This window comes from Paraburkholderia terrae (assembly GCF_002902925.1).
GTDB classification, from domain to species: Bacteria; Pseudomonadota; Gammaproteobacteria; order Burkholderiales; family Burkholderiaceae; genus Paraburkholderia; species Paraburkholderia terrae.
Genome location: NZ_CP026112.1, coordinates 277031 through 302904 on the forward strand (window position 1 = coordinate 277031; position 25874 = coordinate 302904).

At 62.4% G+C, this 25874-nt stretch carries 26 protein-coding genes; 16 read left to right on the forward strand and 10 right to left on the reverse strand.

What is annotated here, in order from left to right:
• Positions 1-3: 3 nt before the first annotated feature.
• Positions 4-462 carry an Lrp/AsnC family transcriptional regulator gene (locus tag C2L65_RS17375; RefSeq protein WP_042317244.1) on the reverse strand — a complete coding sequence of 153 codons (459 nt, stop codon included), beginning with the start codon at positions 460-462 and terminating at the stop codon, positions 4-6.
• Positions 463-723: 261 nt separating this feature from the next.
• Between C2L65_RS17375 and C2L65_RS17380 the strand changes: the two genes are divergently transcribed.
• The 9 genes from C2L65_RS17380 (at position 724) to C2L65_RS17420 (ending at position 10047) form a co-directional block, all read left to right on the forward strand.
• Positions 724-1794 (forward strand): Leu/Phe/Val dehydrogenase, encoded by a 1071-nt coding sequence (locus tag C2L65_RS17380; RefSeq protein WP_042317251.1) that lies wholly within the window; start codon positions 724-726, stop codon positions 1792-1794.
• Between the two features lie 937 nt (positions 1795-2731).
• Positions 2732-3436: a FadR/GntR family transcriptional regulator gene (locus C2L65_RS17385; protein WP_042315039.1), complete on the forward strand. Its 705-nt coding sequence runs from the start codon at positions 2732-2734 to the stop codon at positions 3434-3436.
• Positions 3437-3501: 65 nt separating this feature from the next.
• Positions 3502-4392 (forward strand): L-threonate dehydrogenase, encoded by an 891-nt coding sequence (ltnD, locus tag C2L65_RS17390; protein ID WP_042315040.1) that lies wholly within the window; start codon positions 3502-3504, stop codon positions 4390-4392.
• A 15-nt stretch (positions 4393-4407) separates the two neighbouring features.
• Complete coding sequence (otnK, locus tag C2L65_RS17395; RefSeq protein WP_042315041.1) at positions 4408-5724, forward strand: 3-oxo-tetronate kinase; 1317 nt, start codon at positions 4408-4410, stop codon at positions 5722-5724.
• The gene (otnC, locus tag C2L65_RS17400; RefSeq protein ID WP_042315042.1) at positions 5721-6377 is read left to right on the forward strand and encodes a 3-oxo-tetronate 4-phosphate decarboxylase; all 657 of its coding nucleotides are present in this window, start codon (positions 5721-5723) and stop codon (positions 6375-6377) included. The genes otnK and otnC overlap by 4 nt, the downstream gene beginning before the upstream one ends.
• A gap of 137 nt (positions 6378-6514) precedes the next feature.
• A complete protein-coding gene (locus C2L65_RS17405) occupies positions 6515-7852 on the forward strand; it encodes an MFS transporter (protein WP_042315043.1) in 1338 nt (445 codons plus the stop codon).
• Positions 7853-7877: 25 nt separating this feature from the next.
• On the forward strand, positions 7878-8666 hold the full coding sequence (gene otnI, locus C2L65_RS17410) for a 2-oxo-tetronate isomerase (RefSeq protein ID WP_042315044.1): 789 nt from the start codon (positions 7878-7880) through the stop codon (positions 8664-8666).
• 48 nt (positions 8667-8714) lie between these two features.
• A complete protein-coding gene (gene denD, locus C2L65_RS17415) occupies positions 8715-9701 on the forward strand; it encodes a D-erythronate dehydrogenase (protein ID WP_042315045.1) in 987 nt (328 codons plus the stop codon).
• Positions 9702-9813: 112 nt separating this feature from the next.
• The gene (locus C2L65_RS17420; RefSeq protein WP_233446571.1) at positions 9814-10047 is read left to right on the forward strand and encodes a hypothetical protein; all 234 of its coding nucleotides are present in this window, start codon (positions 9814-9816) and stop codon (positions 10045-10047) included.
• On the opposite strand, the gene C2L65_RS17425 is transcribed toward C2L65_RS17420, so the two are convergent.
• From C2L65_RS17425 to C2L65_RS17460, 8 genes are all read right to left on the reverse strand, one after another.
• A complete protein-coding gene (locus C2L65_RS17425; RefSeq protein WP_042315047.1) occupies positions 10044-11102 on the reverse strand; it encodes a GlxA family transcriptional regulator in 1059 nt (352 codons plus the stop codon). The genes C2L65_RS17420 and C2L65_RS17425 overlap by 4 nt on opposite strands.
• A 94-nt stretch (positions 11103-11196) precedes the next feature.
• A complete protein-coding gene (locus C2L65_RS17430; protein WP_042315048.1) occupies positions 11197-11958 on the reverse strand; it encodes a CbtA family protein in 762 nt (253 codons plus the stop codon).
• A gap of 13 nt (positions 11959-11971) precedes the next feature.
• Positions 11972-12181, reverse strand: a complete 210-nt coding sequence (locus C2L65_RS17435) for a CbtB domain-containing protein (RefSeq protein WP_042315049.1) — start codon at positions 12179-12181, stop codon at positions 11972-11974.
• Positions 12182-12223: 42 nt separating this feature from the next.
• A complete protein-coding gene (locus C2L65_RS17440) occupies positions 12224-12571 on the reverse strand; it encodes a nitrile hydratase accessory protein (RefSeq protein ID WP_007739950.1) in 348 nt (115 codons plus the stop codon).
• Positions 12572-12581: 10 nt separating this feature from the next.
• Positions 12582-13205, reverse strand: coding sequence for a nitrile hydratase subunit alpha (gene nthA, locus C2L65_RS17445; RefSeq protein ID WP_042315050.1), 624 nt, complete (start codon positions 13203-13205; stop codon positions 12582-12584).
• Between the two features lie 18 nt (positions 13206-13223).
• Entirely contained in the window at positions 13224-13967 is a 744-nt protein-coding gene (nthB, locus tag C2L65_RS17450; RefSeq protein ID WP_042315051.1) for a nitrile hydratase subunit beta, read from the reverse strand.
• Between the two features lie 30 nt (positions 13968-13997).
• On the reverse strand, positions 13998-14501 hold the full coding sequence (locus C2L65_RS17455; RefSeq protein ID WP_042315052.1) for a DUF1097 domain-containing protein: 504 nt from the start codon (positions 14499-14501) through the stop codon (positions 13998-14000).
• A gap of 34 nt (positions 14502-14535) precedes the next feature.
• Positions 14536-15504, reverse strand: a complete 969-nt coding sequence (locus C2L65_RS17460) for a CobW family GTP-binding protein (RefSeq protein ID WP_042315053.1) — start codon at positions 15502-15504, stop codon at positions 14536-14538.
• 679 nt (positions 15505-16183) lie between these two features.
• On the opposite strand from C2L65_RS17460, the gene C2L65_RS17465 reads away from it, so the two are divergent.
• From C2L65_RS17465 to C2L65_RS17495, 7 genes are all read left to right on the forward strand, one after another.
• On the forward strand, positions 16184-17284 hold the full coding sequence (locus C2L65_RS17465) for an asparaginase (protein ID WP_042315054.1): 1101 nt from the start codon (positions 16184-16186) through the stop codon (positions 17282-17284).
• 217 nt (positions 17285-17501) lie between these two features.
• On the forward strand, positions 17502-18416 hold the full coding sequence (locus C2L65_RS17470; protein WP_042315055.1) for a LysR substrate-binding domain-containing protein: 915 nt from the start codon (positions 17502-17504) through the stop codon (positions 18414-18416).
• 181 nt (positions 18417-18597) lie between these two features.
• On the forward strand, positions 18598-19878 hold the full coding sequence (locus tag C2L65_RS17475; RefSeq protein ID WP_042315074.1) for a dicarboxylate/amino acid:cation symporter: 1281 nt from the start codon (positions 18598-18600) through the stop codon (positions 19876-19878).
• Positions 19875-21356: a cysteate racemase gene (gene cuyB, locus C2L65_RS17480; protein WP_042315056.1), complete on the forward strand. Its 1482-nt coding sequence runs from the start codon at positions 19875-19877 to the stop codon at positions 21354-21356. Before C2L65_RS17475 ends, cuyB begins: the two co-directional genes overlap by 4 nt.
• Positions 21357-21405: 49 nt before the next feature.
• Positions 21406-22851, forward strand: coding sequence for an aspartate ammonia-lyase (gene aspA / locus C2L65_RS17485; protein ID WP_042315057.1), 1446 nt, complete (start codon positions 21406-21408; stop codon positions 22849-22851).
• A gap of 250 nt (positions 22852-23101) precedes the next feature.
• Positions 23102-24409 (forward strand): dicarboxylate/amino acid:cation symporter, encoded by a 1308-nt coding sequence (locus tag C2L65_RS17490; RefSeq protein ID WP_042315075.1) that lies wholly within the window; start codon positions 23102-23104, stop codon positions 24407-24409.
• Positions 24410-24422: 13 nt separating this feature from the next.
• Positions 24423-25370 (forward strand): amino acid ABC transporter substrate-binding protein, encoded by a 948-nt coding sequence (locus tag C2L65_RS17495; protein WP_042315058.1) that lies wholly within the window; start codon positions 24423-24425, stop codon positions 25368-25370.
• 20 nt (positions 25371-25390) lie between these two features.
• On the opposite strand, the gene C2L65_RS17500 is transcribed toward C2L65_RS17495, so the two are convergent.
• Entirely contained in the window at positions 25391-25711 is a 321-nt protein-coding gene (locus C2L65_RS17500) for a hypothetical protein (RefSeq protein WP_042315059.1), read from the reverse strand.
• Between the last annotated feature and the right edge of the window lie 163 nt (positions 25712-25874).

Below are 25874 nucleotides of genomic sequence, written 5' to 3' on the forward strand. Positions count from 1 at the left end.
CGCTCAAGGCTCGACGGACACCGAGCGCTTCAGGCAGCGCAGTGCGAACAAAGAGCGGCTGTCCTGAAAGCCGGGCAGGCGATACAGCTTGCGCCGCAGAAACGACTCGTAGCCTTCCGTGCCCGCCACGGCGACCTTGATCAGATAGTCGTATTCCCCCGACACGAGAAACGCCTCGACCACTTCCGGCAGATCGGCGAGCGCCTCGCCGAAGCGGTCCAGCGTGCGCTCATCGTGCTTCGCGAGCTTCACTTCGATGATGACGGTATCCGGCAAGCCTAGCGCTTTCTGGTTGAGCAGCGCCGCATAGCCTTCGATCACACCCGCCTCTTCGAGTGCGCGCACGCGGTTCCAGCAAGGCGTCGCCGACAGGCCGACACGTTCGGCGAGCTTCGCGTTTGAAAGGCGTCCGTCGGTGCGCAGTTCGCGCAGGATGCGCTGATCAGTGGCGTCCAGTTTCATGCAGTCTCCGGGTCAAGACGATTCGTCTTCTGTAATGACGTTCTGATAGTCGATTATTCTGCCACGATCCCGTTCTGTGCCTGATCAACAGCACAAAATTCCCAATTTGACCGCATACACTTTTGCGACGGATGACCTTGCCTTGCGCGGGTCCCGAGAACTTTGCTGCCTGTGTCCGCGACCCGGACGACGAGCGGCCAGCCGGCGCGAGGCGATCGCTTCGCGCGGACTCAACTGCCTGCCCACAAGGAAGGAACACTGATGGACCGACTGACGACGAACTTTGCCGGAACGCTTTTCGGGCTTCACGGCGAACCGGCCCACGAACGCATTGTCGTGGCCAGCGATGCCGAATCCGGCCTGCAAGCCGTGATCGCGGTGTACAGCACTGCGCGCGGCCCTGCGTTTGGTGGTTGCCGCTACTGGCAGTACGCCTCGGACTACGAGGCGTATCACGACGCGCTGCGTCTGTCACAGGGCATGGCGTTCAAGAACGCGCTCGCGGGACTGCCGTTCGGCGGCGGCAAGGCGGTGATCCTGAAGCGTCCGGAGCAGATGGATCGCGTGGCGCTGTTCAAGGCGTTCGGCAGGCTCGTGCAATCGCTCGGCGGCGTTTATCTGACGGCTGAAGACGTCGGCACGACGGCCGACGACATGCGCGCGGTGCAGAGCGAGACGCCGTATGTGAGCGGCATTCCGCGCGACAACGACGTGTATGGCGGGAATCCATCGCCGCGTACCGCGTATGGTGTGTTCGTGGGCCTGAAGGCGGCGGTGCAGGTTGCGCTTGGGCGTGACACTTTGGAAGGCATTTCGGTTGCCGTGCAGGGTTTGGGTTCGGTCGGCTGGGATTTGTGCGAACGGCTGCATCGCGCGGGCGCGGAACTGATCGTGTCGGATATCGATGCAGGCAAGACCGGGCGCGCGCAGCAGATGTTTGGCGCGCAGATCGCTGATGCGGCGCGGATTGCATCCGTCAACGCTGATGTGTTTGCGCCTTGCGCGCTGGGTGGGTCGATTACCGAGGCTGTAGCGGCTGGTTGTCAGTTTAAGGTTATTGCTGGTGGCGCTAATAATCAGCTGATGTCGCTGGCTGAGGGCGATGTGCTGCATCAGCGTGGGATTTTTTATGCGCCGGATTTTCTCGTCAATGCAGGTGGGATTATTAGCTGTGTGCGGGAGTATCTCGGCTCCGCCGATAAGCAGGCGGTGCTGGATGAGGTTGCAATGATCGCGCCGCGGGTTTTTGAGCTTGCTGAGAGGGTTAAGGTAACTGGCGTTGCGGCGGCTCGTGCTGCTGTGGTTTGGGCTCGGGAGATGATGGAGAGGTGAGGTTTGGTTGTTGTCGGCGACGCTGTTTGGGTTTGCTTTTGGGTTTGCCTGTAACTGGCGTCGCTTTTGGATTTTTGTCTTTGCGCTGGCATCCGCGATTTGTTAGCGTGCTTCAGGCGTCGCCCCTGTGCGGGGCGGCACCTACTTTTCTTTGCCGCCGCAAAGAAAAGTAGGCAAAAGAAAGCGGCTAACACCGCCAGTTCTAGTGTTTGCCTGAGGGCCCCCAAAGGGTCTTACGCTTCACACGGCAATCACGTGACCCATGTTCGTTGCCAACGCTCTTGCGGTGCGCCTCACCCGCTTCACGCACCCGCGTTGCGGCACGTCATGCCAGATATTCCTCCGCCGCCCAGGTGGCAAACTGTGTGTAGGCCGTAGCGCCGCACACGCCTCACTCCGAACCGATAGCGCAGGCGTTCCACCCTGTAAGAGCGCCAGGCTATACGCCGCGACAACCTACACACAGTTTGCCACCAGGGCGGCATATACCATTCGCTGCCGCTAGCCGTTGTGCAGGTGTTTGAAGTGGGTGAGGCGCTTATTCGAAGCGTTGGCGACGAACGCGAACAGAAAGGTTGCCGTCTGAAGCGTAAGACCCTTTGGGGGCCCTCAGGCAGGAACAAGAGTTGGCGGTGTGAGCCGCTTTCTTTTGCCTACTTTTCTTTGCGGCGGCAAAGAAAAGTAGGTGCCGCCCCGCACAGGGGCGACGCGTGAAGCAAGCTAACAAAACGCGGATGCCAGCGAAAACCCAAGCAAACCAAACCAAACCACCCGCACCCCGAAGCCTCAACCGCGAATGCCAGCGCAAAGGCCAAAAAACACCAATCGGCATCGCCCGCGCCCCGAAGGCCCAACCCAAACCCCGAGGGTTTTTCCCCATACCACCCGCCGCAGGCAAATTTGTATGATGACCCTATGACATGGCAAAGCCACTGATATGTTCGAAAAAATCCCGAGCCGGGCGCTAAGCGACACAGTCGCTCAACAGCTGCTGGCGCAAATCGACAAAGGCACCTTCGCCCGCGGCGGCAAGCTGCCCACAGAAGCCGTGCTATCGCAAGAATTCGGCGTAAGCCGCACAGTCATCCGAGAAGCGATCTCGCGCCTGAAGAACGAAGGCGTGGTCGAGCCCCGCCAGGGCAGCGGCGTCTATGTGTCAGCCCACGGCGCGATCCGTCCACTGCGAATCGACTACGCAGAAGCCATGGAAGGCGGCTCAGTGCTGCACATCCTCGCAGTGCGCCGCGCAATAGAAGCCGAAGTCGCAGCAGAAGCCGCCATGCGCCGCACGGACGCCGACATGCTGGCAATCGACGCCGTACTCAAAAAAATCGACGAAGCCGTCTCCGAGGGCCGCGACGGTGTCGCTGAAGACGTCGCGTTTCATCGCACGATCGCTGCCGTGACGGGCAACCCGTATTTCCTGAAGACCCTCACGTTCCTCAACCAGTACCTCGAAGCAGGCACCGTCATCACGCGCCGCAACGAAGCGCTGCGCGAGGACTTCTCGCGTCAGGTGCGCGACGAGCACGCGGCAATTGTCGCCGCGATCCGCGCAGGCGATCCATTGGCCGCCCGCAACGCCGCGCAAACGCACATGTACAACGCCGCTCGCCGCCTGGCCGAGGCCGGTATCTGCTGATCCACACACGTCTGCTCGCGACACGCGCGAGCCGTCGTCCCAAGCATTGTTCGTAGAGGAATGGTATGTCCAGAAATGTCGGAGTGATCGGTCTTGGCGCGATGGGAATGGGCGTCGCGCGCTCGCTGCTGCGCGGCGGCTTCAACGTGCATGCGTGCGACGTGCGCCGCGATGTGCTCGACCAGTTCGTCGCCGATGGCGGCAAGGCTTGCGCAAGTCCCGCTGAACTCGGCGCGCAATGCGACGTCGTCGTCACGTTCGTCGTCAACGCGGCGCAAACCGAAACCGTGCTATTCGGCGAGCAGGGCGCCATTCGGGCGATGAAACCCGGCGGCGTCGTGATCGGCTGCGCAACCGTGGCGCCCGACTTCGCCATCGACCTCGGCCGCCGCATCGAAGCGGCCGGTTTGCAGATGCTCGACGCACCCGTGTCGGGCGGCGCCGCGCGCGCGGCATCGGGTGAAATGACGATGATGACGTCCGGCCCCGCCGCCGCCTACGCCGCATGTGACGACGTGCTCGCAGCGATGGCGGGCAAGGTCTACCGCCTCGGCGATCAGCATGGCGCGGGTTCGAAAGTGAAGATCATCAACCAGCTGCTCGCGGGCGTACACATCGCCGCCGCCGCCGAGGCGATGGCGCTCGGCCTGCGCGAAGGCGTGGACGCCGACGCGCTCTACGACGTGATCACGCACAGCGCCGGCAACTCGTGGATGTTCGAGAACCGCGTGCCGCACATTCTCAACGGCGACTACACGCCGCTGTCGGCCGTCGATATCTTCGTCAAGGACCTCGGCCTCGTGCTCGATACCGCGCGCCGCTCGAAGTTTCCGCTGCCGTTGTCGGCGGCGGCGCATCAGATGTTCATGATGGCGTCGACGGCAGGGCATGGCGGCGAAGACGATTCTGCCGTCATCAAGATTTTCCCCGGCATCGACGTGCCGCCGAAGCGCTAAGCGGAGCCGAACGAGATGACCACCTCTACCCGCAAGCCCCTGCTCGGTTGCATCGCCGACGACTTCACGGGCGCAACCGATCTCGCGAACATGCTGGTGCGCGGCGGCATGCGCACCGTCCAGACCATCGGCGTGCCCGCTGCCGATACCCGCATCGAAGCGGACGCGCTGGTCGTCGCGCTGAAGTCGCGCACCATCGACGCCGCGGATGCCGTCACGCAATCGCTCGACGCGCTGGACTGGTTGAGCGCGCAAGGCTGCCGCCAGTTCTTCTTCAAGTACTGCTCGACCTTCGATTCGACCGATAAAGGCAACATCGGCCCCGTCGCCGATGCGCTGCTTGATGCGCTGTCGGCGATCGACGGCGGCACGCCGTTCACGATCGCGTGCCCGGCGTTTCCCGAGAATGGCCGCACGATCTATCGCGGGCACCTGTTCGTCGGCGACGCGCTGCTCAACGAATCGGGCATGGAACATCACCCGCTCACACCGATGACGGACGCGAACCTCGTGCGCGTGCTGCAGCGGCAAACGCGCTCGAAAGTCGGCCTCGTGCGCTATGACGCCGTGGCGCAAGGCGCGCAAGCCGTGCGCGCATCGATCGATGCGCTGCGCCACGACGGCGTGCGTATGGCGATCGCCGATGCAGTGTCGGACGCCGATCTCTACACGCTCGGCGAAGCCTGCGCGGACCTGCCCCTGATCACGGGCGGCTCGGGCGTCGCGCTCGGCTTGCCGGGCAATTTCCGCCGCGCCGGTCTGCTCGACGATGCCGCCGATGCCGGTGAACTGCCACGCGTCGAAGGCGCGTCGGCGGTGCTGGCGGGCAGCGCATCGAAAGCGACCAATGCGCAGGTTGCCGCGTGGCGCGAAACGCGCCCAGCGTTCCGCATCGATCCGTTGGCGGCCGCGCGCGGCGAGCCCGTCGTCGATCAGGCGCTCGCCTTCGCGCGCGAGCATTTGAACGCGGCGCAGCCTCAACCCGTGCTGATCTACGCAACGGCGTCGCCGGATGAAGTGAAGGCCACGCAGCGCGAACTCGGCGTCGCGCAAGCCGGAGAACTGGTCGAACGCACGCTGGCTGCAATCGCGCGCGGGCTGCACGATCTCGGCGTGCGCAAGTTCGTCGTCGCGGGCGGCGAGACATCGGGCGCCGTGGTGCAGGCGCTCGACGTCGAAATGCTGCGCATCGGCAAGCAGATCGATCCCGGCGTGCCCGCGACCGCGACCATCGGCGCTGAGCCGCTCGCTCTTGCGCTCAAGTCGGGCAACTTCGGCGCCGTCGATTTCTTCGCGAAGGCGCTGCGTCAACTCGACGGAGGCGCGCAATGACGCTCGCCATCCACACAGGCAGCGAAGCAAAAGTCCGCGAAGAAATCTGCGTGACGGGCGCGAGCCTGTATGAGCGCGGCTACACCGTCGGCAGCGCGGGCAACATCAGCGCGCGCCTCGACGACGGCTGGCTGATCACGCCGACAGACGTGTGTCTCGGCCGTCTCGACCCTGCGCAGATCGCGAAGGTTGATCTTGAAGGCAACGCCGTTTCAGGCGGCAAGCCGTCGAAAACGCTCGCACTGCATCGCGGCGTCTACGAGCGCAACCGCGAGGCGCGCGGCATCGTACACACGCATTCGACGCATCTCGTCGCGCTGACGCTCGCGGGTGTCTGGAGCGACGCCGACGTGTTGCCGCCCATCACGCCGTACTACGTGATGAAGGTCGGCCACATTCCGCTGATCCGCTACCGGCGTCCCGGCGATCCGCAAGTCGCGCAGCAGATCGCGGCGCTCGCTGAAAGTGTGCGCGGCGTGTTGCTCGAACGGCTCGGGCCTGTCGTGTGGGAGCGGTCGGTATCGCAGGCTTCGTACGTGCTCGAAGAGCTGGAAGAGACGGCGCGCCTGTGGCTGATGACGAACCCGCGTCCCGCGCCGCTCGACGAAACAGCGCTTGAAGAATTGCGCACGGTATTCGGCGCGCGCTGGTGATACGCCCGGAAGCATAGAAGCTCAACGGTCCGCGCACGCCGCGGGCCATCCGCATGACCAACCAGGCAAAAAGCCGGAGGACCGACCGCCATGAAGCGGGCGGGCTAATAACCGGCGCCATTCGAAGGAGACAGTGCATGACAAGCTATCAGGCGGCATCCGCACGCCCCGCATCAACTGCCGACGCAGCCGGGCAACCCGGCGCGGCTGAAGTCGAACGCACCTACGGCAAGGTGTTCTGGCGCATCGTGCCGTTCCTGATGCTGTGCTACGTGGTCGCGTATCTGGACCGCGTCAACGTCGGCTTTGCGAAGCTGCAGATGTCGCAGGACCTAGCGTTCAGCGAAACCGTGTTCGGCTTGGGCGCGGGTGTGTTCTTCGTCGGCTACTTCCTGTTCGAATTGCCTAGCAACATCCTGATGCACAAGCTGGGCGCGCGGATCTGGATTGCGCGCATCATGATCACCTGGGGCGTGATGTCCGCGCTCTTCGTATTCGTGAAGACACCGGCGCAGTTCTACGCGCTGCGCTTTCTGCTCGGTCTTGCCGAAGCCGGTTTCTATCCCGGCGTGATCCTGTATTTGACCTACTGGTTCCCGTCGCATCGTCGCGCGAAGATCATCGCGGTGTTCATGTCGGCGATTCCCGTGTCGGGCATTTTCGGCAATCCGCTGTCGGGCTGGATCATGCAAAGCTTCGATTCGCATCATGGCTTCGCGGGCTGGCAATGGATGTTCGTGATTGAAGCGGTGCCCGCCATCGCAATCGGCATCGCGACGATTCTGTATCTCGACAACGGCATCGCCAGCGCGAAATGGCTGACGCCGCGCGAGAAAAAACTGCTCGCCGATGAAATCGCCGCGCAGCCGCAAGAAAAAACGAAGTCGCATTCGGTCGGCGCCGTGTTTCGCGATCCGCGCACGTGGTGGATGTCGCTGATTTACTTCGCGTTCGTCACGGGTCAATATGGGTTGACGTTCTGGATGCCGACGCTCGTCAAGTCGACGGGCGTAACGGGCGCGTTCCAGATCGGCCTGTTGAGCGCGATTCCGTTTCTGGTCGCGATCGTCGTGATGAACGTGATGGGCCACAGCGCGGACAAGCGTCGCGAGCGCCGCTGGCATCTGATCGGTCCGGCGCTTGCGGGTGCGGTCGGCTTTACGGTTGCGGCTTCGTTTGCTGACAACACGGTCGTATCGATCGCGTCCCTCTCGATCGCGGCAGCGGGCGTGCTGACCTGTGCGCCGCTCTTCTGGTCGCTGCCGACGGCGTTCATGTCGGGCGCGACGGCGGCGGCGGGCATTGCGATCATCAATTCGATCGGCAATCTGGCGGGCTTCGCGAGCCCGTACATGATCGGCTATCTTAAGGACCTCACGCACAGCACGCAGTCCGGCATGTACGTGCTCGCCACGATGCTCGTGATCGGCGCGCTAGCCACCTGGCTGACGCCCGCGCGGCTCGTGAACCGCTGAACGCGCTTTAAAAGGAGTTGCTTCGATGCCTCGCTTCGCCGCCAACCTGACGATGATGTACAACGAACACGCGTTTCTCGATCGCTTCGCCGCTGCGGCGCGCGATGGTTTCGAGGCCGTGGAGTTTCTGTTCCCGTATGACTTTCCGGCCGCCGATCTGAAGGCGCGTCTGACCGAAAACGGTCTCACCCAGGCGCTCTTCAACGCGCCGCCCGGCGACTGGGCGGCGGGCGAGCGCGGCATCGCGTCGTTGCCGGGCCGCGAGGACGAGTTTCGCCGCAGCGTCGATACGGCGCTCGAGTACGTGCGCGTGCTCGGCAATGACAAACTGCACGTGATGGCGGGCTTGATCAAGCCGGAGCAATCGCGCGCGGCGCATCGCGAGGTGTATCTGAACAACCTCGCGTATGCGGCGAAGACCGCGCAGGCTGACGGCATCACCGTCGTCATCGAGCCGATCAACACGCGCGATATCCCCGGCTTCTTTCTGAACCGCCAGGACGATGCGCAGGCGATCTGCGCGGAAGTCGGCGCGGCGAACCTGAAAGTGCAGTTCGATCTTTACCACTGCCAGATCGTCGAGGGCGATCTCGCGGTGAAGCTCAAGCGCGACATCAAGGGCATCGGCCATATCCAGGTTGCGGGCGTGCCCGAGCGGCACGAGCCGGATATCGGCGAAGTGAACTATCCGTATCTGTTTTCATTGATCGACGAACTGGGTTACGACGGCTGGATCGGTTGCGAATACCGGCCGCGCGCGGGCACGTCCGATGGACTTGGATGGATCAGGCCGTACGTGAAGGCACGCAGCTAAGGTGGTACCTGAGCGCGTTCGACAGACACACTGAGGATTAACAGAAACATGAAAGTACTGATCACGGGCGGCGCGGGATTTCTCGGCCAGCGTCTTGCACGCGAGCTTCTCGCGCGCGGTGAACTGAAGGGCGCAGACGGACAGCGTCAGCCGATCACCGAACTGGTGTTGCTCGACGTCGTCGCGGCGCAGGGTCCGAAAGACGAACGGGTGCGCGTCGAAGTCGGCGATATTGCCGAGCGCAGCGTGCTCGAACGTCTGATCGACGACAAGACGGCGGCGATCTTCCATCTTGCGGCGATCGTCAGCGGCCAGGCGGAAGCCGATTTCGAACTTGGCATGCGCATCAATCTGGACGCGTCGCGGCTGCTGCTCGACGTGTGCCGCGCGCGCGGGCATCGGCCGCGCGTGCTGTTCACGAGTTCGGTCGCCGTCTACGGTGGCGACTTGCCCGATGTCGTGCTCGATGAAACCGCGCTCAATCCGCAGTCGTCGTATGGCGCGCAGAAGGCGGGCGCCGAACTGCTGCTCAACGACTATGCACGGCGCGGTTTCGTCGATGGCCGTGTGTTGCGCCTGCCGACCATCAGCGTGCGGCCGGGCAAGCCGAATGCGGCGGCGTCGTCGTTTGCGAGCGGCATCATTCGCGAGCCGCTCACCGGCGAACCGGCCGTGTGCCCGGTGAGCGGGTCGACGCGCTTGTGGCTGCTGTCGCCGCGCAAGGCGATCGAGTGTCTTATCGCAGGAAGCGAGATCGACAGCGCGGCGCTGGGCAATCGCCGCACCGTGAACCTGCCGGGCGTGTCGGTGACGGTCGACGAAATGGTCGCCGCGCTGCGCGAGGTGGCAGGCGATGCCGTCGCGGCGCGCATCGAATGGAAGGCGGATGAGCGTGTCGAGAAGATCGTCGGCAGCTGGCCTGCGCGATGGGATGTGTCGCGCGCGACGCAGCTTGGGCTGCACGGCGACGCGTCGTTCAAGGATATCGTCCGCGCTTTCATCGACGACGAACTCGGCGGGAAGATTCCGCAGTAGTGACTTCTACGGGAGCGTGCGGTTGCTCCCGTTACCTGCGCGCATCCGCTTCTATAATCGGACGATCCACTCACACCGAGGGAATCTGATGCGGCGCAGCGCGATTCTCCTGATGGTCCTTCTGACCGCATGCAGCGCGACTGTCAAGCCGACGCTCACGAACGGCCGCGACGGCGCGGTGATTGCGTGCGACGGCCTGCTCTATAGCTGGAAGATCTGCGACAAGGCGGCAAGGAAAACATGTCCGGGCGGCTATGATGTGGTGGATCGCCAGGAAAGCAGAAACCGCACCGACTACGGCAGCTATCCGACGCGCAAGCTTGTAGTGAGTTGCAAACAGTATTAGCGCGGGTCACGCATTGCGCTATTCGAAACCGTGGCAGACACGCGAGACTCCGCGCGCGGCGCGGCCTGTTTCTTCTTCTCTGCGAGCGGCTTCTTCGATCTGAAGCGGTCGCGATAGTCGGCCGGGTTGATCTGCAGCCGGCGATGGAAGGTCCTGCGAAATCCGTCGGTGTCTTCGAAGCCGCAGCGCTGCGCGATGTCACGCAGCGACAGATCGGTGGCTTCGAGAAAGCGCCTCGCCGCATCGATGCGCGCGTTGGCGAGAAACGTCATCGGCGTGATGCCGCATTCCTTTGCGAAGAGGCGCGACAGGTTGCGCGCGCTCATGTGTACGCGTTCGGCGAGCGACGCCACCGTATGGTCGACATGCAGGTTGTCGAGCATGAACTGCTGCAGCGCGACCATCTGCGAACCCGGCGACGCCTGCGTCTCCAGCAGCGGGCTGAATTGCGACTGCCCGCCCGCGCGCCGCAGATAGACGATCAGATACTTCGCGACATCGAGCGCCATCTGGCGGCCGAAGTCGTCTTCGATCATGGCGAGCGACAGGTCGATCCCTGCCGTGACGCCCGCCGTCGTGTAGATGTTGCCGTCCTGCACGAAGATGTGATCCGGTTCGATCTTCGCCTTCGGAAACGTTGCGGCGAGGCGCGGCACGTCCATCCAGTGCGTCGTCACTACCTTGTTGTCGAGCAGGCCTGCCGCGCCGAGCGCAAACAGCCCGTTGCAGATCGCCGATACGCGGCGGCATTGCCTGTGTTGCGTCCTGAGCCAGCCGCTCAGCGCCGGGTCGTCGAACGCGTCGAAGATGCCGAGGCCGCCGGGCACGATGATCGTGTCGAACTCGGGGCACACGTCGAAGATCGTGCGGTCGGGCATCGTGCTCAAGCCGCTCGACGATTGCACGGCCCCGCGCGTCGTGCCGACCGTCAGCATTTCGTATTCGCACTCGCCCTTGCTCAGTATCTTCACTTCGGCGAACGCGTCCCTCGGCCCGGCGATATCGAGCAACTGGAAACCGGGGAAGACAAGCATGCCGACCTTGATGCGTTTCATCGCGAGTGTCCGGATACGCTGGAAGACGGGCGCCCGCGTGGGTGGGCGCCTCGAACGGTTAGTCTATACGGCAATGCCTGACGCGTCCGGGCGGTCAAAAAGCTTGCGTCGCAGCGCTGGCGCCGCGCGCATCGCCGCGCATGCGCGAGTCGGCGAATCCGATGCGCTCCGCCAGCACGCCGAACAGCGCGCCGAGCGTCGTCCAGATCACGGCCTGCATGCCGATCGCGGCGATGCGGAACTTCCATAGCAGCGTGGCAGGGAAAGCGGCCGGGACTTCGTCGATGGCAGGCAATGCCGCGAGCACCACGGCCAGCATCACGACGAACGCGAGCAGCCCCGCCAGCGCGCCGTTCCATGCGCCGAAGCGACGCGCGGCGACGCTGCGCACGTTGAGCGACAGCACCATGATCGCGACCGAGATCGCGATCGTCAGGAAAAACAAGCCCGTGCGATAGCCGATCGTATCCGGATCGCCGACGGACGGCGGGTTAGCGGGATACTTGAGATTCGGCACGACGACTAGCGCGACGAACGCACCAAGCGCGAGCCACGCGGCAAGCGGCCGTGCGCCGAGCTTGCCGACGCGTCCCCACGCCCACGCAAAGGTCAGCGCGAAGAGCCCGCCAAACGCCGCGCCGTATGCGACGACACCCGTCAACAAACCGGGGCCGGCTTGCGTGTCGCGGCTCACCAGTTCGGGTTCGTGCGCGTCGCCTTCCATCGCGTGCGCGTGTTCCTCGAAGGCGATCGCGCGATCGACCTGCGGCTCGCCCGCCACGCGCGCGAATCCAAACGCGATCAACCCCGCGACGACACCCGCGAGCATGCCGCGCATCAACAGCTTGCCGACCATGATCGTCTCCTTGTCAGTGGCAGGGGAAACCGAGCAGATGACGCCCGTCATGGACGAACTCGTGCACATACATACCCGGCACGATCGACGTCGCGCCTTCCTCTGCGCCGACGAAGTACAGCACCAGCAACATCAGCAGGCCGCCGAAGACGATCCACGGCATCAACTCGCGAAGCGGAATGGGCGCGAGCGCGTCTACTGGTTGGAGAACAGCATCGTTCATGAAAAACCTCTTGAGTGTGAGTGAATGATCAGGATGTCTGGCTTACGATTGAACCGCCACGCGCCGCGCCGTGATGACCCGCTGGAGTTCGTCGCGCGACAGAACGCCGCTCGCTTCGACCACGTTCAACAGCGCTTCGAGAAAGCGTTCGTAGTAGTCCCAGCGCGGCTGGTTCTCGCAGTCGATCGTTTCCCACTTCGCGATCGACGCAATCAGGCTCTGTCGAAAGTCTTCCCATTCGAAGCAGCCCGCCTTCGACAGCGACAGCGCGAGACCGAACACGTCGCGCTCCCAGCGGTTGGTGAAAAACAGCTTGCCGTCCAGACGCGGCGGCGAGTCCGGTGTGCCGAGCATCGATGCCGCGGCGTATTCCTCGAAGCGCGTGAACATGGCGATGTCCTCAAGCCGTGGGCGCAGCGACGAGCGCGACACCCATCATCGATTCCGGTGTGACGAGTGCGGCGAGTTCTTCCTCGTTCAGATGCTCCGTGTTCGCGGGACGCTCCGGCACGACGAACCAGCGGATTTGCGCGCTGCTGTCCCACACCTTCACTTCCTTCGCCGCGGGCACGGTCACGCCGAATTCCTGCAGCACCGCGCGCGGCTCGCGCACGCCGCGCGCGCGAAACACCGGGTCCTTGTACCAGTACGGCGGCAGGCCGAGCACGGGCCACGGATAACACGAGCACAACGTGCAGATGATCAGGTTGTGTACGTTGGCGTCGTTGGCGACGGCGGCCATGTGCTCGCCTTCCGCGCCCGCCATGCCGAGCGGCAGCGAAAGCTCGGCAATCGCTTTGGGCGTGTCGTCGATCAGGCGCTGCTTGTACTCTGGATCAACCCACGCGTGCGCGACGATCTTCGCGCCGTTGAACGGACCGGCCATCGTCTCGAAGTGCGCGAGCACGGCATCGACGGAATCGCTGCCGATCACGCCTTTCTCGATCAGCAGCGCTTCGAGTGCGCGGACCTTGGCGGCACTCGACGCTTCGCGGTCTTCGGGATATTCGAACATTGGGGTCATGCTGGTCTCGCTGTCGGTTTAGTTGGCCGGCTGCACGTAGGCTTCGTACAGGTCGGCGTAGAGAGTCGTGTTGGCTTCGCTCTTGCCTTCGCCCCAGATGTCGGCGGTATCGAATGCAATCCGGTAGACGGGCATCGGCTCGCCGATGCCGTCAACACCTGTCGATACGAAGTACGAAAACGCGCCCGGATAGACGAGATCGACGGTGCCCGTCTTGTTGCGCAGATAGCCGGGCAGACGCGTGTGATCGACGGCGTCGGGGTCGGCGATACGCACTGTGTCGCCTTTTGCAAAGCGTGCTGCGCGTTCAAGTGCGTGATATCCCGAATCGCCGTTTTGCAGATACGCATCGACTTGCGCGGCGAGAGGCGTGTCCGGCTTGTCAGGCAAGGTGGCATCCGGGCTCGCCCGATAGTGCGCCGTCTTCTCCGCGAGTTCCTCCGCCGTGATGTAACCCTGATCGACGAAGAACTGCGAAATGCCGCCTAGCCACTTCTCGTAATAGCGGTACTTGAAGTAATCGAATGGCTGCATGTCTTCGGCGCCCGTGCGCAGCGATGCCCAGGTCCAGTCGTTCTTGAACGTGGTCGGCAGTTGATCGATCGGGTAAGGATGCAGCGCGTTCGCCAGATGCGCGCTCTCGGCCATCATCACGGTATGAATGCCGAAGATGCGCTTTTCCCACGGCTCGACGAAAACACGCGTCTCGGTGCTGACGGGGCCGAGGTTTTCGATGCCGCCAAGGTGATGCTGTAATTTCACGGTTCGCTCCGCAGAGTGGTGAAGAGAGACTTAGCCAAGCCGATGCTCGCGCCTGAATGCGAGCGCTTCGCCCACGACTTCCGACACGAAGCCGAACGCCGCGCCCGTCACGAGCGCGGCAGCGGCGACGAGCGCGGGGTTGCCGATGCCTGCCGTCGTGATCACCTTGCCGGTGGCGACGGTGGTGCCGACTGTCGATGCGAAGCCCCACACGATCGCGGGCAACACGTCGAGCAGCTTGAGCTTCGACGCCTGCACCATCGCCGCGCTGCCGATGCCGACCAGCACGGCGACCGCGAATGCGCTGCCGCTCGTCGTCGCAATGCACAGCAACGTCAGCGAGGCGATCACGAGCCCCGTCAGATTCGACGCGACGCTCTTGACGAAGCCTGCGCGTCCGCCGCCCAGCACGAAGAACGATGCCCAGGCGATGAACGTCACCCAGACGGGAACGGGAAGCAGGGTTCCCGTGAGCCATGTGTCGGCGACAGCAAGAACGCCGATGCTCAATGTGTACGCCTCAGGCTTTTTCATTTGCGTGCTCCTTCAAGGAAGTTGAGTGAAAGGGTTAGTGCATGCAACTCAAAAGACCGTCGCGCATCCGCTCGGCGTCGATATTTCTGCCGATCATCACGAAGCGGTTCTCGCGGTGTTCATCGCGCGACCACGCCTTGCCGAACTTCGCGTCGAGCAGCATGTGAACGCTGTGGAAATGCAGCCGCCGCGCTTCGTCGTGCAGGTTGAGCACGCCTTTCATGCGCAGCAGTTGCTGGCCGTCCGTCTGCACGAGCTGATTGATCCAACGGTTGAAGCGCGTTGCGTCGAGCGCGCCTGGCACGACGAACGCACACGATGCGATCGTGTCGTCGTGCTCGTGGTCATGGCCGGCTTCGTCGAGCAGATCGGGTTCGACGGCGAGCAGGTTGTCGAGCGAAAAGCTGCGCACGCCGAGAAGTGAATCGACGGCGACGGCCGAGTGATTCGCGAAGTCGACCTGCGCGGTCGGATTGAGCTGACGGATGCGTTCGACCAGCGCATCGACTGCTTGCGGCGAGGCGATGTCGGTCTTGTTGACGATGATCCGGTCGGCGAACACGACCTGTTCTCTCGCGATGTCGTCGTCGAGTTGCGCATCGGCATGCAGCGCGTCGATGACGGCGACCACCGATTCGAGTTCGACGCGCTCGCGCACGTCGGGATCGGCGAGAAAGGTCTGCAATACGGGCGCAGGATCGGCAAGGCCCGAGGTCTCGACGATCAGCCGCTCCAGCCGGTCACCGAAACGCGCGAGCAGATCGCGCACGCTCGCGACGAGATCCGTGCGAACCGTGCAGCACACGCAACCGTTGTTGATTTCGACGACGGCTTCTTCGTCGGCGACAATCAACTGGCCGTCGATGCCCACTTCGCCGAACTCGTTCACGACGATGCCGATCTGCATCGGTCGCGTCGCGTCGAGGATGTGATTGACGAGTGTCGTCTTACCGGCGCCGAGAAAGCCGGTCACTACTGTCGTAGGGATTTTCTTGAGTCGCATCGCGGTCGTCCTTGGCGCTTGCCTTGCGGCGGTGCGCAGGTTGGGAACGCACGATTCTTAGCGACTTCCAGGCCGAATTATCGCGGCTGTCTTCGGGGCGACCATAGTTGGCAGGAATATGCGGCCCGGCTTACCGGATTTGCCGGAACGGTGCTGGGCGGACAGAAAGCCGGTGGGAGAGGAGATGGGCGGCGCTATCGACAATGGGGCGCGCGTGATCGCAAACGGTGCGGGAGATGCATCGAAGCGTGCGGCAGAGCAGCGAGGTGCAGGCGAAGGTGGTTGTTCGACTGCGCCCTAAGAGATTGACCACTTACAGACCACTGGCCCTTCGTGGTCGGCGGCGATGATGCTATGCGAAGTCCGCATACCTGCATGCATGACTAGCATCAACTTTTTTTTGGCCATCCCTACCATCCGTTCTTACGCTGGAGCGGTGTTTGGCCAACATCGCTCCAGGCCTTTCCCAGCGTACTGCGGACGGATCGCAACCCTGTTTTCACGACCCAGTGGTGCATACACCCAATGGAAGGCACAGCTCATCGGTCGGCGACCGTAACGCGCTTCGCCCGATCGTAGCCAGGCCGATGAATCCGGTTTAGTACCGTCACGGTTTCTTACTCATTCACATACGATCATGAACACACTATCCCGACTCGCTTTTGCGCCAGGCCGTACCGTGAGCGCGCTGCTGATCGCGGCATGCATTGCGCTCCCCGTCTGCTCGACATTTGCGGTAGCCGCTGAATCCAATGCGGATCAGTCCACCACCGTCGATGGCCAGAACAAAAAGCTGCCACGCATCGTGGTGCTTGCGACGGGTGGGACGATATCTGGAACGGCAGACGCACGTTCAGCCATTGGTTACAACTCCGGCGAGAGAACCGGCCAGCAGTTGCTCAAGGATGTTCCGGGAATCGGCAAGTTCGCAACGATCACCGCCGAACAGGTTTCGAATGTCGGTTCGCAAGACATGAACGACGGGATCTGGTTTCAACTGGCCAAGCGCATCAATGAGATCTTTGATCGCGGCGAGGCGGATGGTGTCGTGATAACGCATGGTACGGATACGATGGAAGAGACCGCCTTCTTCCTGAAGAACGTCTTGCATTCTCGCAAGCCGGTGGTTCTCGTCGGGTCCATGCGACCGGGTGGTGTTGTCGGCGCCGATGGTCCGAATAACCTTCTCGAAGCCGTTGAGGTTGCGGCGAGTCCTCAGTCGCAGGGGCGCGGTGTGATGGTGGTCATGAACGATACGATCCACGACCCGCGCTGGATCACCAAAACGAACACAACCTCCGTTCAGACATTCCTGTCGCCGAATGCAGGCCCAATAGGATTTGTCGATCCGGCGTCGATCCGGTTCGTCACGCCTCTAACGGACTCCCGTCAGTCGCCTTATACGCTGCCCGCCGCCGGACCGTTGCCCCGCGTCGAGATTGTCTACGCGCACAGCAATATGGATGCGTCGCAGATCGACCATGCCGTCGCTGACAATGCGAAAGGGATTGTGATCGCTGGCGTTGGCGACGGTGACGTATCGAAGGCGGCGTTGGCTGCCATGGAGCGGGCCGCGAAGATGGGGATCGTCGTGGTTCGCGCTTCCCGGGTTGGTACGGGTTTTGTGAACCGGAATGTGGAAGTTGACGATGACAAGAGCGGCTTTGTCGCCTCTCTTGATCTCAATCCACAAAAGGCCCGTGTGCTGACGCAATTGCTGATCGCAAACGGCATCACGACACCCGCTAAAGTGCAGCAGGCATTTTCTGCAACGTACTGACTTCGGCAGACCGGTGTGAAAATGCCGCCAGATGTTCTGGCGAAGCAGATATCTCGCGCCAAGGCAGGATGGCGTCTGTGGCTCACACGTGCAGGCGCCATCCGCAACCGGTCATGTGGAGGCTTCGTTATGAAGCGAGCGGGCCGGCCTGGATCGCACAGGAACGCAAACGGGCGAGAGGTAGAATGCCCGTGTCCCACAAGGCTACCCACTCGCTATGGAAATCAAGTGGATCGAGGACTTCATCGCCCTCGCTCAGTACCAGAGCTTCTCACGTGCAGCAGAATTCCGGAACGTGACCCAATCCGGATTCAGCAGGCGCATTCAGTCTCTCGAGCAATGGGTTGGTGCGGAACTGATCGACCGCAGCAGCTTCCCTCCCGTCCTGACACCTGCAGGGCAACTATTCCGCGAAGTCGCCGATGACGTCCTGAACAAGCTCTTCGATACCCGCGCCATCATACGTACCGAGCAACGCATCGCCGGCAAGAGCCTGCAGATTGCGGCCGGGCACACGATCGCGCTGAGTTTCCTGCCTTCGTGGCTCAAGCATCTCTCGACTCACTTCGGAGAAGTGCGCGCACGTGTGGTGCCCACCAATGTGCATGACTCGATCCTGATGCTAGTGAACGGCAATTGCGAGTTGATGTTCGCGTACCACCACCCTGAACTTCCGCTGCATCTCGATCCTGTGAAGTATGAGCACGTCACAGTCGGTATCGACACGCTGATGCCTGCCAGCAGGCCGAACCCGCGTCTGGCTCCGTTGTTTCGCCTGCCGGGAACGACGAAGCAGCCCTTGCCACACATTTCGTACACGGAAACGAGCTACTTCGGGCGTTGTCTTGCCCTGCTGCTCAGCCGGGCTTCCGATACCCCGGCATTGCGGCTGCACTATGAATCGGACATGGCCGAAGTGCTCAAGAAGCTCGTGATGGAAGGCGAAGGCATCGCGTGGCTTCCGAAGAGCGCCATCGCTGCCGAACTCGACCAGGGCGAACTGGTTCCCGCCGGGCCGTCTGCGTGGAATCTGGAAATCGAGCTTCGCGTCTATCGCGACGCATCCAACCGCAATGAGTTTCTGGATACGCTCTGGCAGCATCTTCGTGCCGTTTCGCCCGTAACGGGCTAGGGTTTTCCCGCCTTATGCGAATTTCGCATGCCCGCATGCAGCACTTGCATTCACGTCTTTTTGACCATCTCTACCATCCGTTCTGATTCTGGCTCGACGTGTGGCCGACGTCGCTCCAGACCTCTTCCAGCGCATTGCAATCACCTTGCGATTGCATTGCGCCACTCAAGGACGGATGGACATGAAAAATCGCCTTACACTGAATATTGCCGCCGGGATGGTGCTCGGGGTCGTTGCCGGCTATGTGTGTCACACGAGCTTGTCCGACCCGGCGACGGTCAAGGCCGTGGCCGGTTATTTCTCGATCGTCACGGACATCTTTCTGCGGCTCATCAAGATGATCATCGCGCCGCTGGTCTTCGCTACGCTCGTGTCCGGGCTGGCCGGGATGGACAGCGGGCAGGATGTAGGCCGGATCGGCCTGCGCTCCGTCGGCTGGTTCATCTGTGCATCCTTGCTGTCGCTGAGTCTGGGTCTCGTGCTCGCCAATCTGCTGCAGCCGGGCGCCGGCCTGCATCTGGTCGAGAATGCCGGTGAGGTGAGTACCGGGCTCAATACGTCGGCATTGAACGTCAAGGACGTCATCACGCACGCGTTTCCGACCAGCCTGATGGATGCGATGGCGCGCAACGACATCCTGCAGATTCTGGTCTTCTCGGTCTTGCTTGGACTTGCGCTCAGTGCGTTGAAGAAAGACGAACGCGTGATGGTCGTCATCAAGGCCATCGACGGGATGGTGCCCGTCATGCTGCGCCTGACCAACTATGTGATGCGCGCCGCGCCCTTGGGCGTGTTCGGGGCCATCGCTTCGGCGGTGACGCTGCGGGGCGTCGACGTGCTCTACACCTACGGCAAGCTGATTGGCTCGTTCTATCTGGGGTTGGCGCTGTTGTGGTTGATTCTGACGGGCGTTGGCTACGCGTTCCTCGGCCGTCGCGTCGGTACCTTGCTCAAGGCTGTGCGCGAGCCGGCGATGATCGCCTTCTCGACGGCCAGCAGTGAGGCAGCCTATCCCCGTCTGACGGAGCAACTGGAGAAGTTCGGCGTCGACAAGAAGGTCGTCGGTTTTACGCTGCCGCTGGGCTATGCTTTCAATCTGGACGGTTCGATGATGTATCAGGCGTTTGCCGCGATCTTCATCGCGCAGGCCTTTGGTGTCGACATGCCCGTTTCGCAGCAGATCTTCATGTTGCTGGTGCTGATGCTGAGCAGCAAGGGCATGGCCAGCGTGCCACGCGGTTCGGTCGTCGTCGTCGCTGCAGTGGCGCCGATGTTTCATCTGCCGGCTGCAGGCGTGGCGATGGTGCTGGCCATCGATCAGATCCTCGATATGGGACGCACGATGACCAATGTCATCGGCAACAGCGTAGCGACAGCCGTCATTGCAAAGTGGGAGGGTCGCCGGCAGAGCGAACCTGATGACTCGTCGCTGTTCGATCAGGCGGAGGTCGGAGCGAAATGACGCCCGGGAATGTCGAGAACAGACGCAAGTACGGTATCGTCGGCGGCCTCGGGCCGCTGGGAAGCGCCGACGTGTTCTTCAAGCTCGTGAAGGCAATGCCGCCGTCGACGGATGCCGAGCACGCCGATCTGATTTTCCAGCAGCATCCGTTCAGGAGCTCGGGCGTGGGAAGCGCCGCCACGACCGAGCGCAAGCTCTACATCTTCAACATGATCCGCGATTTTGAAAAGCGGGGCGTGACGACAGTCGTGCTTCCCTGCTTTCTCAGTCACACCTTCATCGATGAACTGAAATCGAACACGACGCTGCAGATCGTCGATATGGTTGAAGCGGTGCGTCATCACGTCCGCAGGCGATTTCGCGGAGCGCGTCGCATAGGTGTCCTCGCGTCGGACTACACGCGGGAGAAACGACTGTTCGAGCGTTACTTCACGTCGCCGGAGTTCGAGGTTGTTCACCCGCGCATGAACGAAGGCATCGACCGCGTCACTGAAGCGGTGTATGGCCCGGAAGGCATCAAGAGCGGTCATCTGCGCGGCCGGCCGGTTGAACTGCTGCACAACGCTTGCGCGGATCTCATCGAGCAAGGCGTCGATGTGATCGTTCCGGGCATGACCGAGATCGCGCTCGTCGCGGATGAAATCCGTCTGCTGAGCGTACCGCTGGTCGATTCCAACCTCGTGTATGCACAGCACGTCGTGTCGGGCCAATACGATCCGCCCTCGGGTGTGTTCAAGGTCGGGGTCGTTGGCGGAGTCGGCCCCGCTGCGACGATCGATTTCCTCGACAAGATCGTGCGCAACACGCCGGCTCAACGGGACCAGGATCACATCAGGCTGCTCGTCGAACAGAACCCGCAGATTCCCGATCGTACCGAGAATCTGATCGGCGACGGCGCAGACCCGACGGTGTCGCTGTACGCAACGTGCAAGCGGCTGGAGGAGGGCGATGCCGATATCATCGCCATTCCGTGCAATACCGCTCACGCGTTCGTGGAACGCATCCAGCCGTACCTCGGCATTCCCATCGTGAACATGCTGACGGAAACGGCCCGCTATCTGCGCGAGTCTTATCCGGCGCAACGCGAAATCGGCGTTCTCGCGACCTCGGGCACGATCGCGAGCGGTGTCTATGAAAAAGCGCTTGAATCGCAGGGGCTTCGTCAGGTTGCGCCTGGACCCGAACTCCAGGCGCGCGTGATGGAAGCGATTTACGGCAAGGACGGAGTCAAGGCAGGGTTCACGACGGGGCAGTGTCAGGAAGACATCGCTGCAGCCGTCGAAGGCCTCATTGCTGAAGGTGTCGAAGTCATCGTCCTGGGCTGCACCGAACTCCCGCTTCTTCTTCCACACAGTGAGTTCGCAGGGAGAAACGGCGCTCGTGTGAGGCTGATCGATCCGACCGACGTGCTTGCGCGGCAGTGCATCGCCTATGCGACGGCGGCCAGCGAATCACCCGCCAGCAAGAGCGAAAGATAAAGCCAATCCTGTCATCGAACCATCCCTGACACGCTAACGGAGCAACACGATGTCCACGTCCAATGAACGCATCGAGCACGATCTTCTCGGCGACCTCCCTGTGCCGAATGACGCCTACTACGGCGTGCATACCCTTCGGGCACTCGTCAATTTCCCGATCACCGGCATCCCGATCTCGACGTATCCGAATCTCGTCAATGCGCTGGCGAGCGTGAAAGAGGCGGCAGCCATGGCCAACCACGACCTCGGCCTGCTTGCGGAACACAAGATGAAGGCGATTGTTCACGCGTGTCGGGAGATCCGCAACGGTACGGCGCATGACCAGTTCGTGGTGGACGTCATTCAGGGCGGCGCGGGCACGTCGACCAACATGAACGCGAACGAAGTGATCGCCAATCTGGCGTTGGAACATCTTGGCCACCAGCGCGGCGACTACGCGCTGCTGCATCCCAATGAAGACGTCAATCTCGGTCAAAGCACGAATGACGTGTACCCGACCGCGTTGAAGATCGCGACGTACATGGGGATCGTTCAGCTGGTCCATGCGATGGGTATCTTGCGTCACTCGTTCGAACGCAAGGCTGAGGAATTCCGCGACGATCTCAAGATGGGGCGAACGCAACTGCAGGACGCCGTTCCCATGACGCTCGGTCAGGAGTTCAGCACTTTTGCGGTCATGCTTGGAGAAGACGAAGATCGGCTCACGGAAGCGTCAAAGCTGATCTGCGAGATCAACCTCGGCGCAACGGCCATTGGCACCGGGATCAACACGTCGCCCGAGTACGCTGCACTCGCGTGCCGGCATCTTGCGAGTATCACGGGCATACCCGTCATCACGTCACCCAATCTCGTCGAGGCGACACAAGACGTGGGCTCGTTCGTCCAGTTGTCGGGCGTACTCAAGCGTGTTGCCATCAAACTCTCCAAGACGTGTAACGACCTTCGGCTGCTTTCGAGCGGTCCGCGCGCGGGTTTTGGTGAAATCAATCTGCCGCCTGTGCAGGCTGGCTCCAGCATCATGCCTGGCAAGGTCAACCCGGTCATTCCGGAGGTCGTCAACCAGATCGCCTTTGAAGTCATCGGCAACGACGTGACGGTGAGCTTTGCGGCGGAAGCCGGTCAACTGCAATTGAATGCGTTCGAGCCGCTCATTGCGCACAGCCTCTTCAAGAGCGTTGCACACCTGCGCGCGGGATGCCTCACGCTTGCTTCGAGATGCGTCGACGGGATCACGGCGAATCGTGACAGGCTTCACGCGCTCGTCGAGAACTCGATCGGCATCGTGACGGCGCTCAATCCTTATATCGGCTATACCAACGCGACGCAGGTGGCACAGGAGGCGCTCGCGTCGGGGAGAAGCGTCGCCGAGATCGTCATCGAGAAGGGTTTGCTGAGCCGGGCGCAACTCGACGAAATTCTGCAACCGTCGATGCTGACTCAGCCGAGACAGGCCGTTGTCTTTCCGCCGCAGTTGACCGAGGGGGATGCTGGTTGACGGCGGCGCCTCGTTGCCCGCCCTTTGCCTGCGATGGAGGTCTGCGCCGTTAGATCGTCGACTCTGGATGAGCGACTAGGCTACACTCTAACTATTCGACGACCTACCGTAAGCTGTCGGGACGGGCCACGGTTCACGGGCCCGACAAACCGTGGGCGCAGCCCCCAGTAGACAGCATCCGGGTAACACCTGGCGCATCCTGTTTCGACCTTTCCAGCCGCAAATACACGTGGTGAATGGAGGCTTCGAGATGAACAGAAAAAATGCCGCGGCCATCTGGATTCTGATTGCGATGCTGGTGGGCATCGGGATCGGCTACATGATCTACACGAGCTTTCCTGACAAGAAGGCTGCTACGGAGATCGCGGGCTACATCTCGCTGGTGTCGGACGTGTTCCTGCGTCTGATCAAGATGGTGATCGGCCCGCTCGTCTTCTCGACGCTCGTCGTCGGCATTGCGCACATGGGCGACGCGGCCTCGGTCGGACGCGTATTCGCGAAAGCGCTCGGCTGGTTCGTCACCGCCTCGCTGGTCTCGCTGCTGCTCGGCCTGTTGATGTCCAATCTGCTCAGGCCCGGCGAGAATCTCGGCCTGCCGCTGCCCGACATCGGCGCGTCGGCGAACCTGGCCACCGCCAAGTTCACGCTCAAGGACTTCGTCGGCCACATGGTCCCCAGGTCCTTCGCCGAGTCGATGGCCAACAACGAAATCCTGCAGATCGTCGTGTTCTCGATGTTCTTCGGCATCGCGCTCGCCGCGCTGGGCGAGAAGGGCAAGGTGCTCGTGGCCGCGATCGACCAGCTCTCGCACGTCATGCTCAAGATCACCGGCTACGTGATGAAGCTCGCGCCGCTGGCGGTGCTGGCGGCGATGGCCGCTACCGTGGCCGTCAACGGGCTGACCATCCTGTTGAAGTTCGCGGTTTTCATGGGCGACTTCTACCTCAGCCTTTTCCTGTTGTGGGCGGTGCTCACGGCGGCCGGCTTCGTGTTCCTCGGGCCGCGCGTGTTCAAGCTACTGGCGCTGATCAAGGAGGCATTCATGCTTTCCTTCGCGACCGCGAGTTCCGAGGCCGCTTATCCGAAGATCCTCGACGCGCTCGACCGTTTCGGCGTGAATCGCAAGATTTCCAGCTTCGTGATGCCAATGGGGTACTCGTTCAACCTTGACGGCTCGATGATGTATTGCACGTTCGCGACGTTGTTCATCGCCCAGGCGTACAACATGCACCTCTCGCTGGGTACGCAACTGACGATGCTGCTGATCCTGATGCTGACGTCCAAAGGCATGGCTGGCGTGCCGCGCGCTTCGCTGGTGGTGATCGCCGCCACGCTCAACCAGTTCGGCATCCCCGAAGCCGGGTTGCTGCTGATCCTGGGCGTGGATACGTTCCTCGACATGGGCCGTTCGGCGACGAACGCGGTGGGCAACTCGATCGCGAGCGCGGTGGTCGGCAAGTGGGAAGGGGAACTGCTGTCAGAAGCCGACGCCGCGGCCAACGCGGCGCGTATCGACGCCGAGCTTGGCGCGACGCTCGCCCATCCGGCAGAAAGCTGACGGGGACGGGGCCATGAAGACGCGGCGATTCTGGTCGATGCTGGCGATCGCGGGGCTGCTGGTTGCCGGTGCCGCAGTGCGGGCGCAGGAGGACGCGCAGTCATCCCGCCTGGGGCCCGACAGCGTTGCACCCGTCGCGCTGACGGGCACGCTGTCCAAGGTGCGGGAGTCGGGCACCATCGCGCTGGGCTACCGCGAGTCGTCGGTGCCGTTTTCGTATCTGAACGTGCGCAACGAGCCAATCGGCTATTCGATCGAGCTGTGCAAGGCACTCGTGTCGGCGATCGGGGACGCGGTCAACCGGACCCTGACCATCCAGTGGGTGCCCGTCACGCCCGAGAACCGCATTGACGCGGTGGTCAGCGGCCGGGTCGATCTGGAATGCGGCTCCACGACCAGCAACGTGGAGCGCCAGAAACGGGTGGCCTTCTCGCCGATCATTTTCGTGGCCGGCACCAAGGTGATGGTCAAGAAGGGTTCGCCCATCGGCTCATTCCGCGACCTCGCTGGCAGGAAGGTCGCGGTGACGGCCGGCACCACGAACGAGAAGGCGCTGCGCGATCTGGACGCGAAATTCAGGCTCGGGATTCAATTGCAGGTGGTGCCTGACCACGCGCAGGGCTTCGCGCAGGTGGCCGACGGAAAGGCCGACGCCTTCGCCACCGATGACGTGCTGCTGTATGGCTTGATCGCGGAGCATGCCCGTGCGGGCGGCGAGTTCCGCGTTGTCGGCGATTATCTGTCCTATGACCCGTACGGCATCATGTTCCGCAAGGACGACCCGCAACTCGCGCAAGTGGTGAGGGATACTTTCCAGGAGCTTGCGGCGGATGGAGAAATCGATCGCCAGTACAAGCGCTGGTTCTTGCGCCGCCTGCCCTCGGGCACCAGCCTCGACCTGCCGATGAGCAGGCAGCTCGCGACCATCATTCAGTCGATGGCCGGTGGCGAGGCGCAGTGAGCGTTGCGCTCGCGGCGCATCTAGTGGCGCCAGCCGCGATACCCGTAGTAACCACGTCTATAGTAGTAGCCAGGGCCATAGTAGCCGCGGCCGTAATAGCCTCGATATCCGCCGTACCAATAAGGATAACGATAGTATCCGGGCCAGGGGCGCGGTCCATATATCACCGGCGGTCCATAGATGACGGGCGGCGGCGCATAGACGACGGGCGGACTGGCATACACGAAGCCGGGCACACCAATGCCTATGCCGACGCCGACGGACACACCACCCGCCTGCGCGAAGCCGGCCGACCCCGCGCCGAGCGCGGCAGCGACCAGAAAACGAACGAGCTTGATCATTTGCGTACTCCTCGCCTCGAGTCCAGTTCGAACGACTGGCGACGGCGCAACGAGGCATGGACAAATAGCGCTGAGTCCGTTTTCTATGGGTTCAATTCGCAGAGGCTCATACGTGAGGCCGAAGGGCCCTGATCTTTAGAGTCAGCGGTTCCGAAGTCGTTCA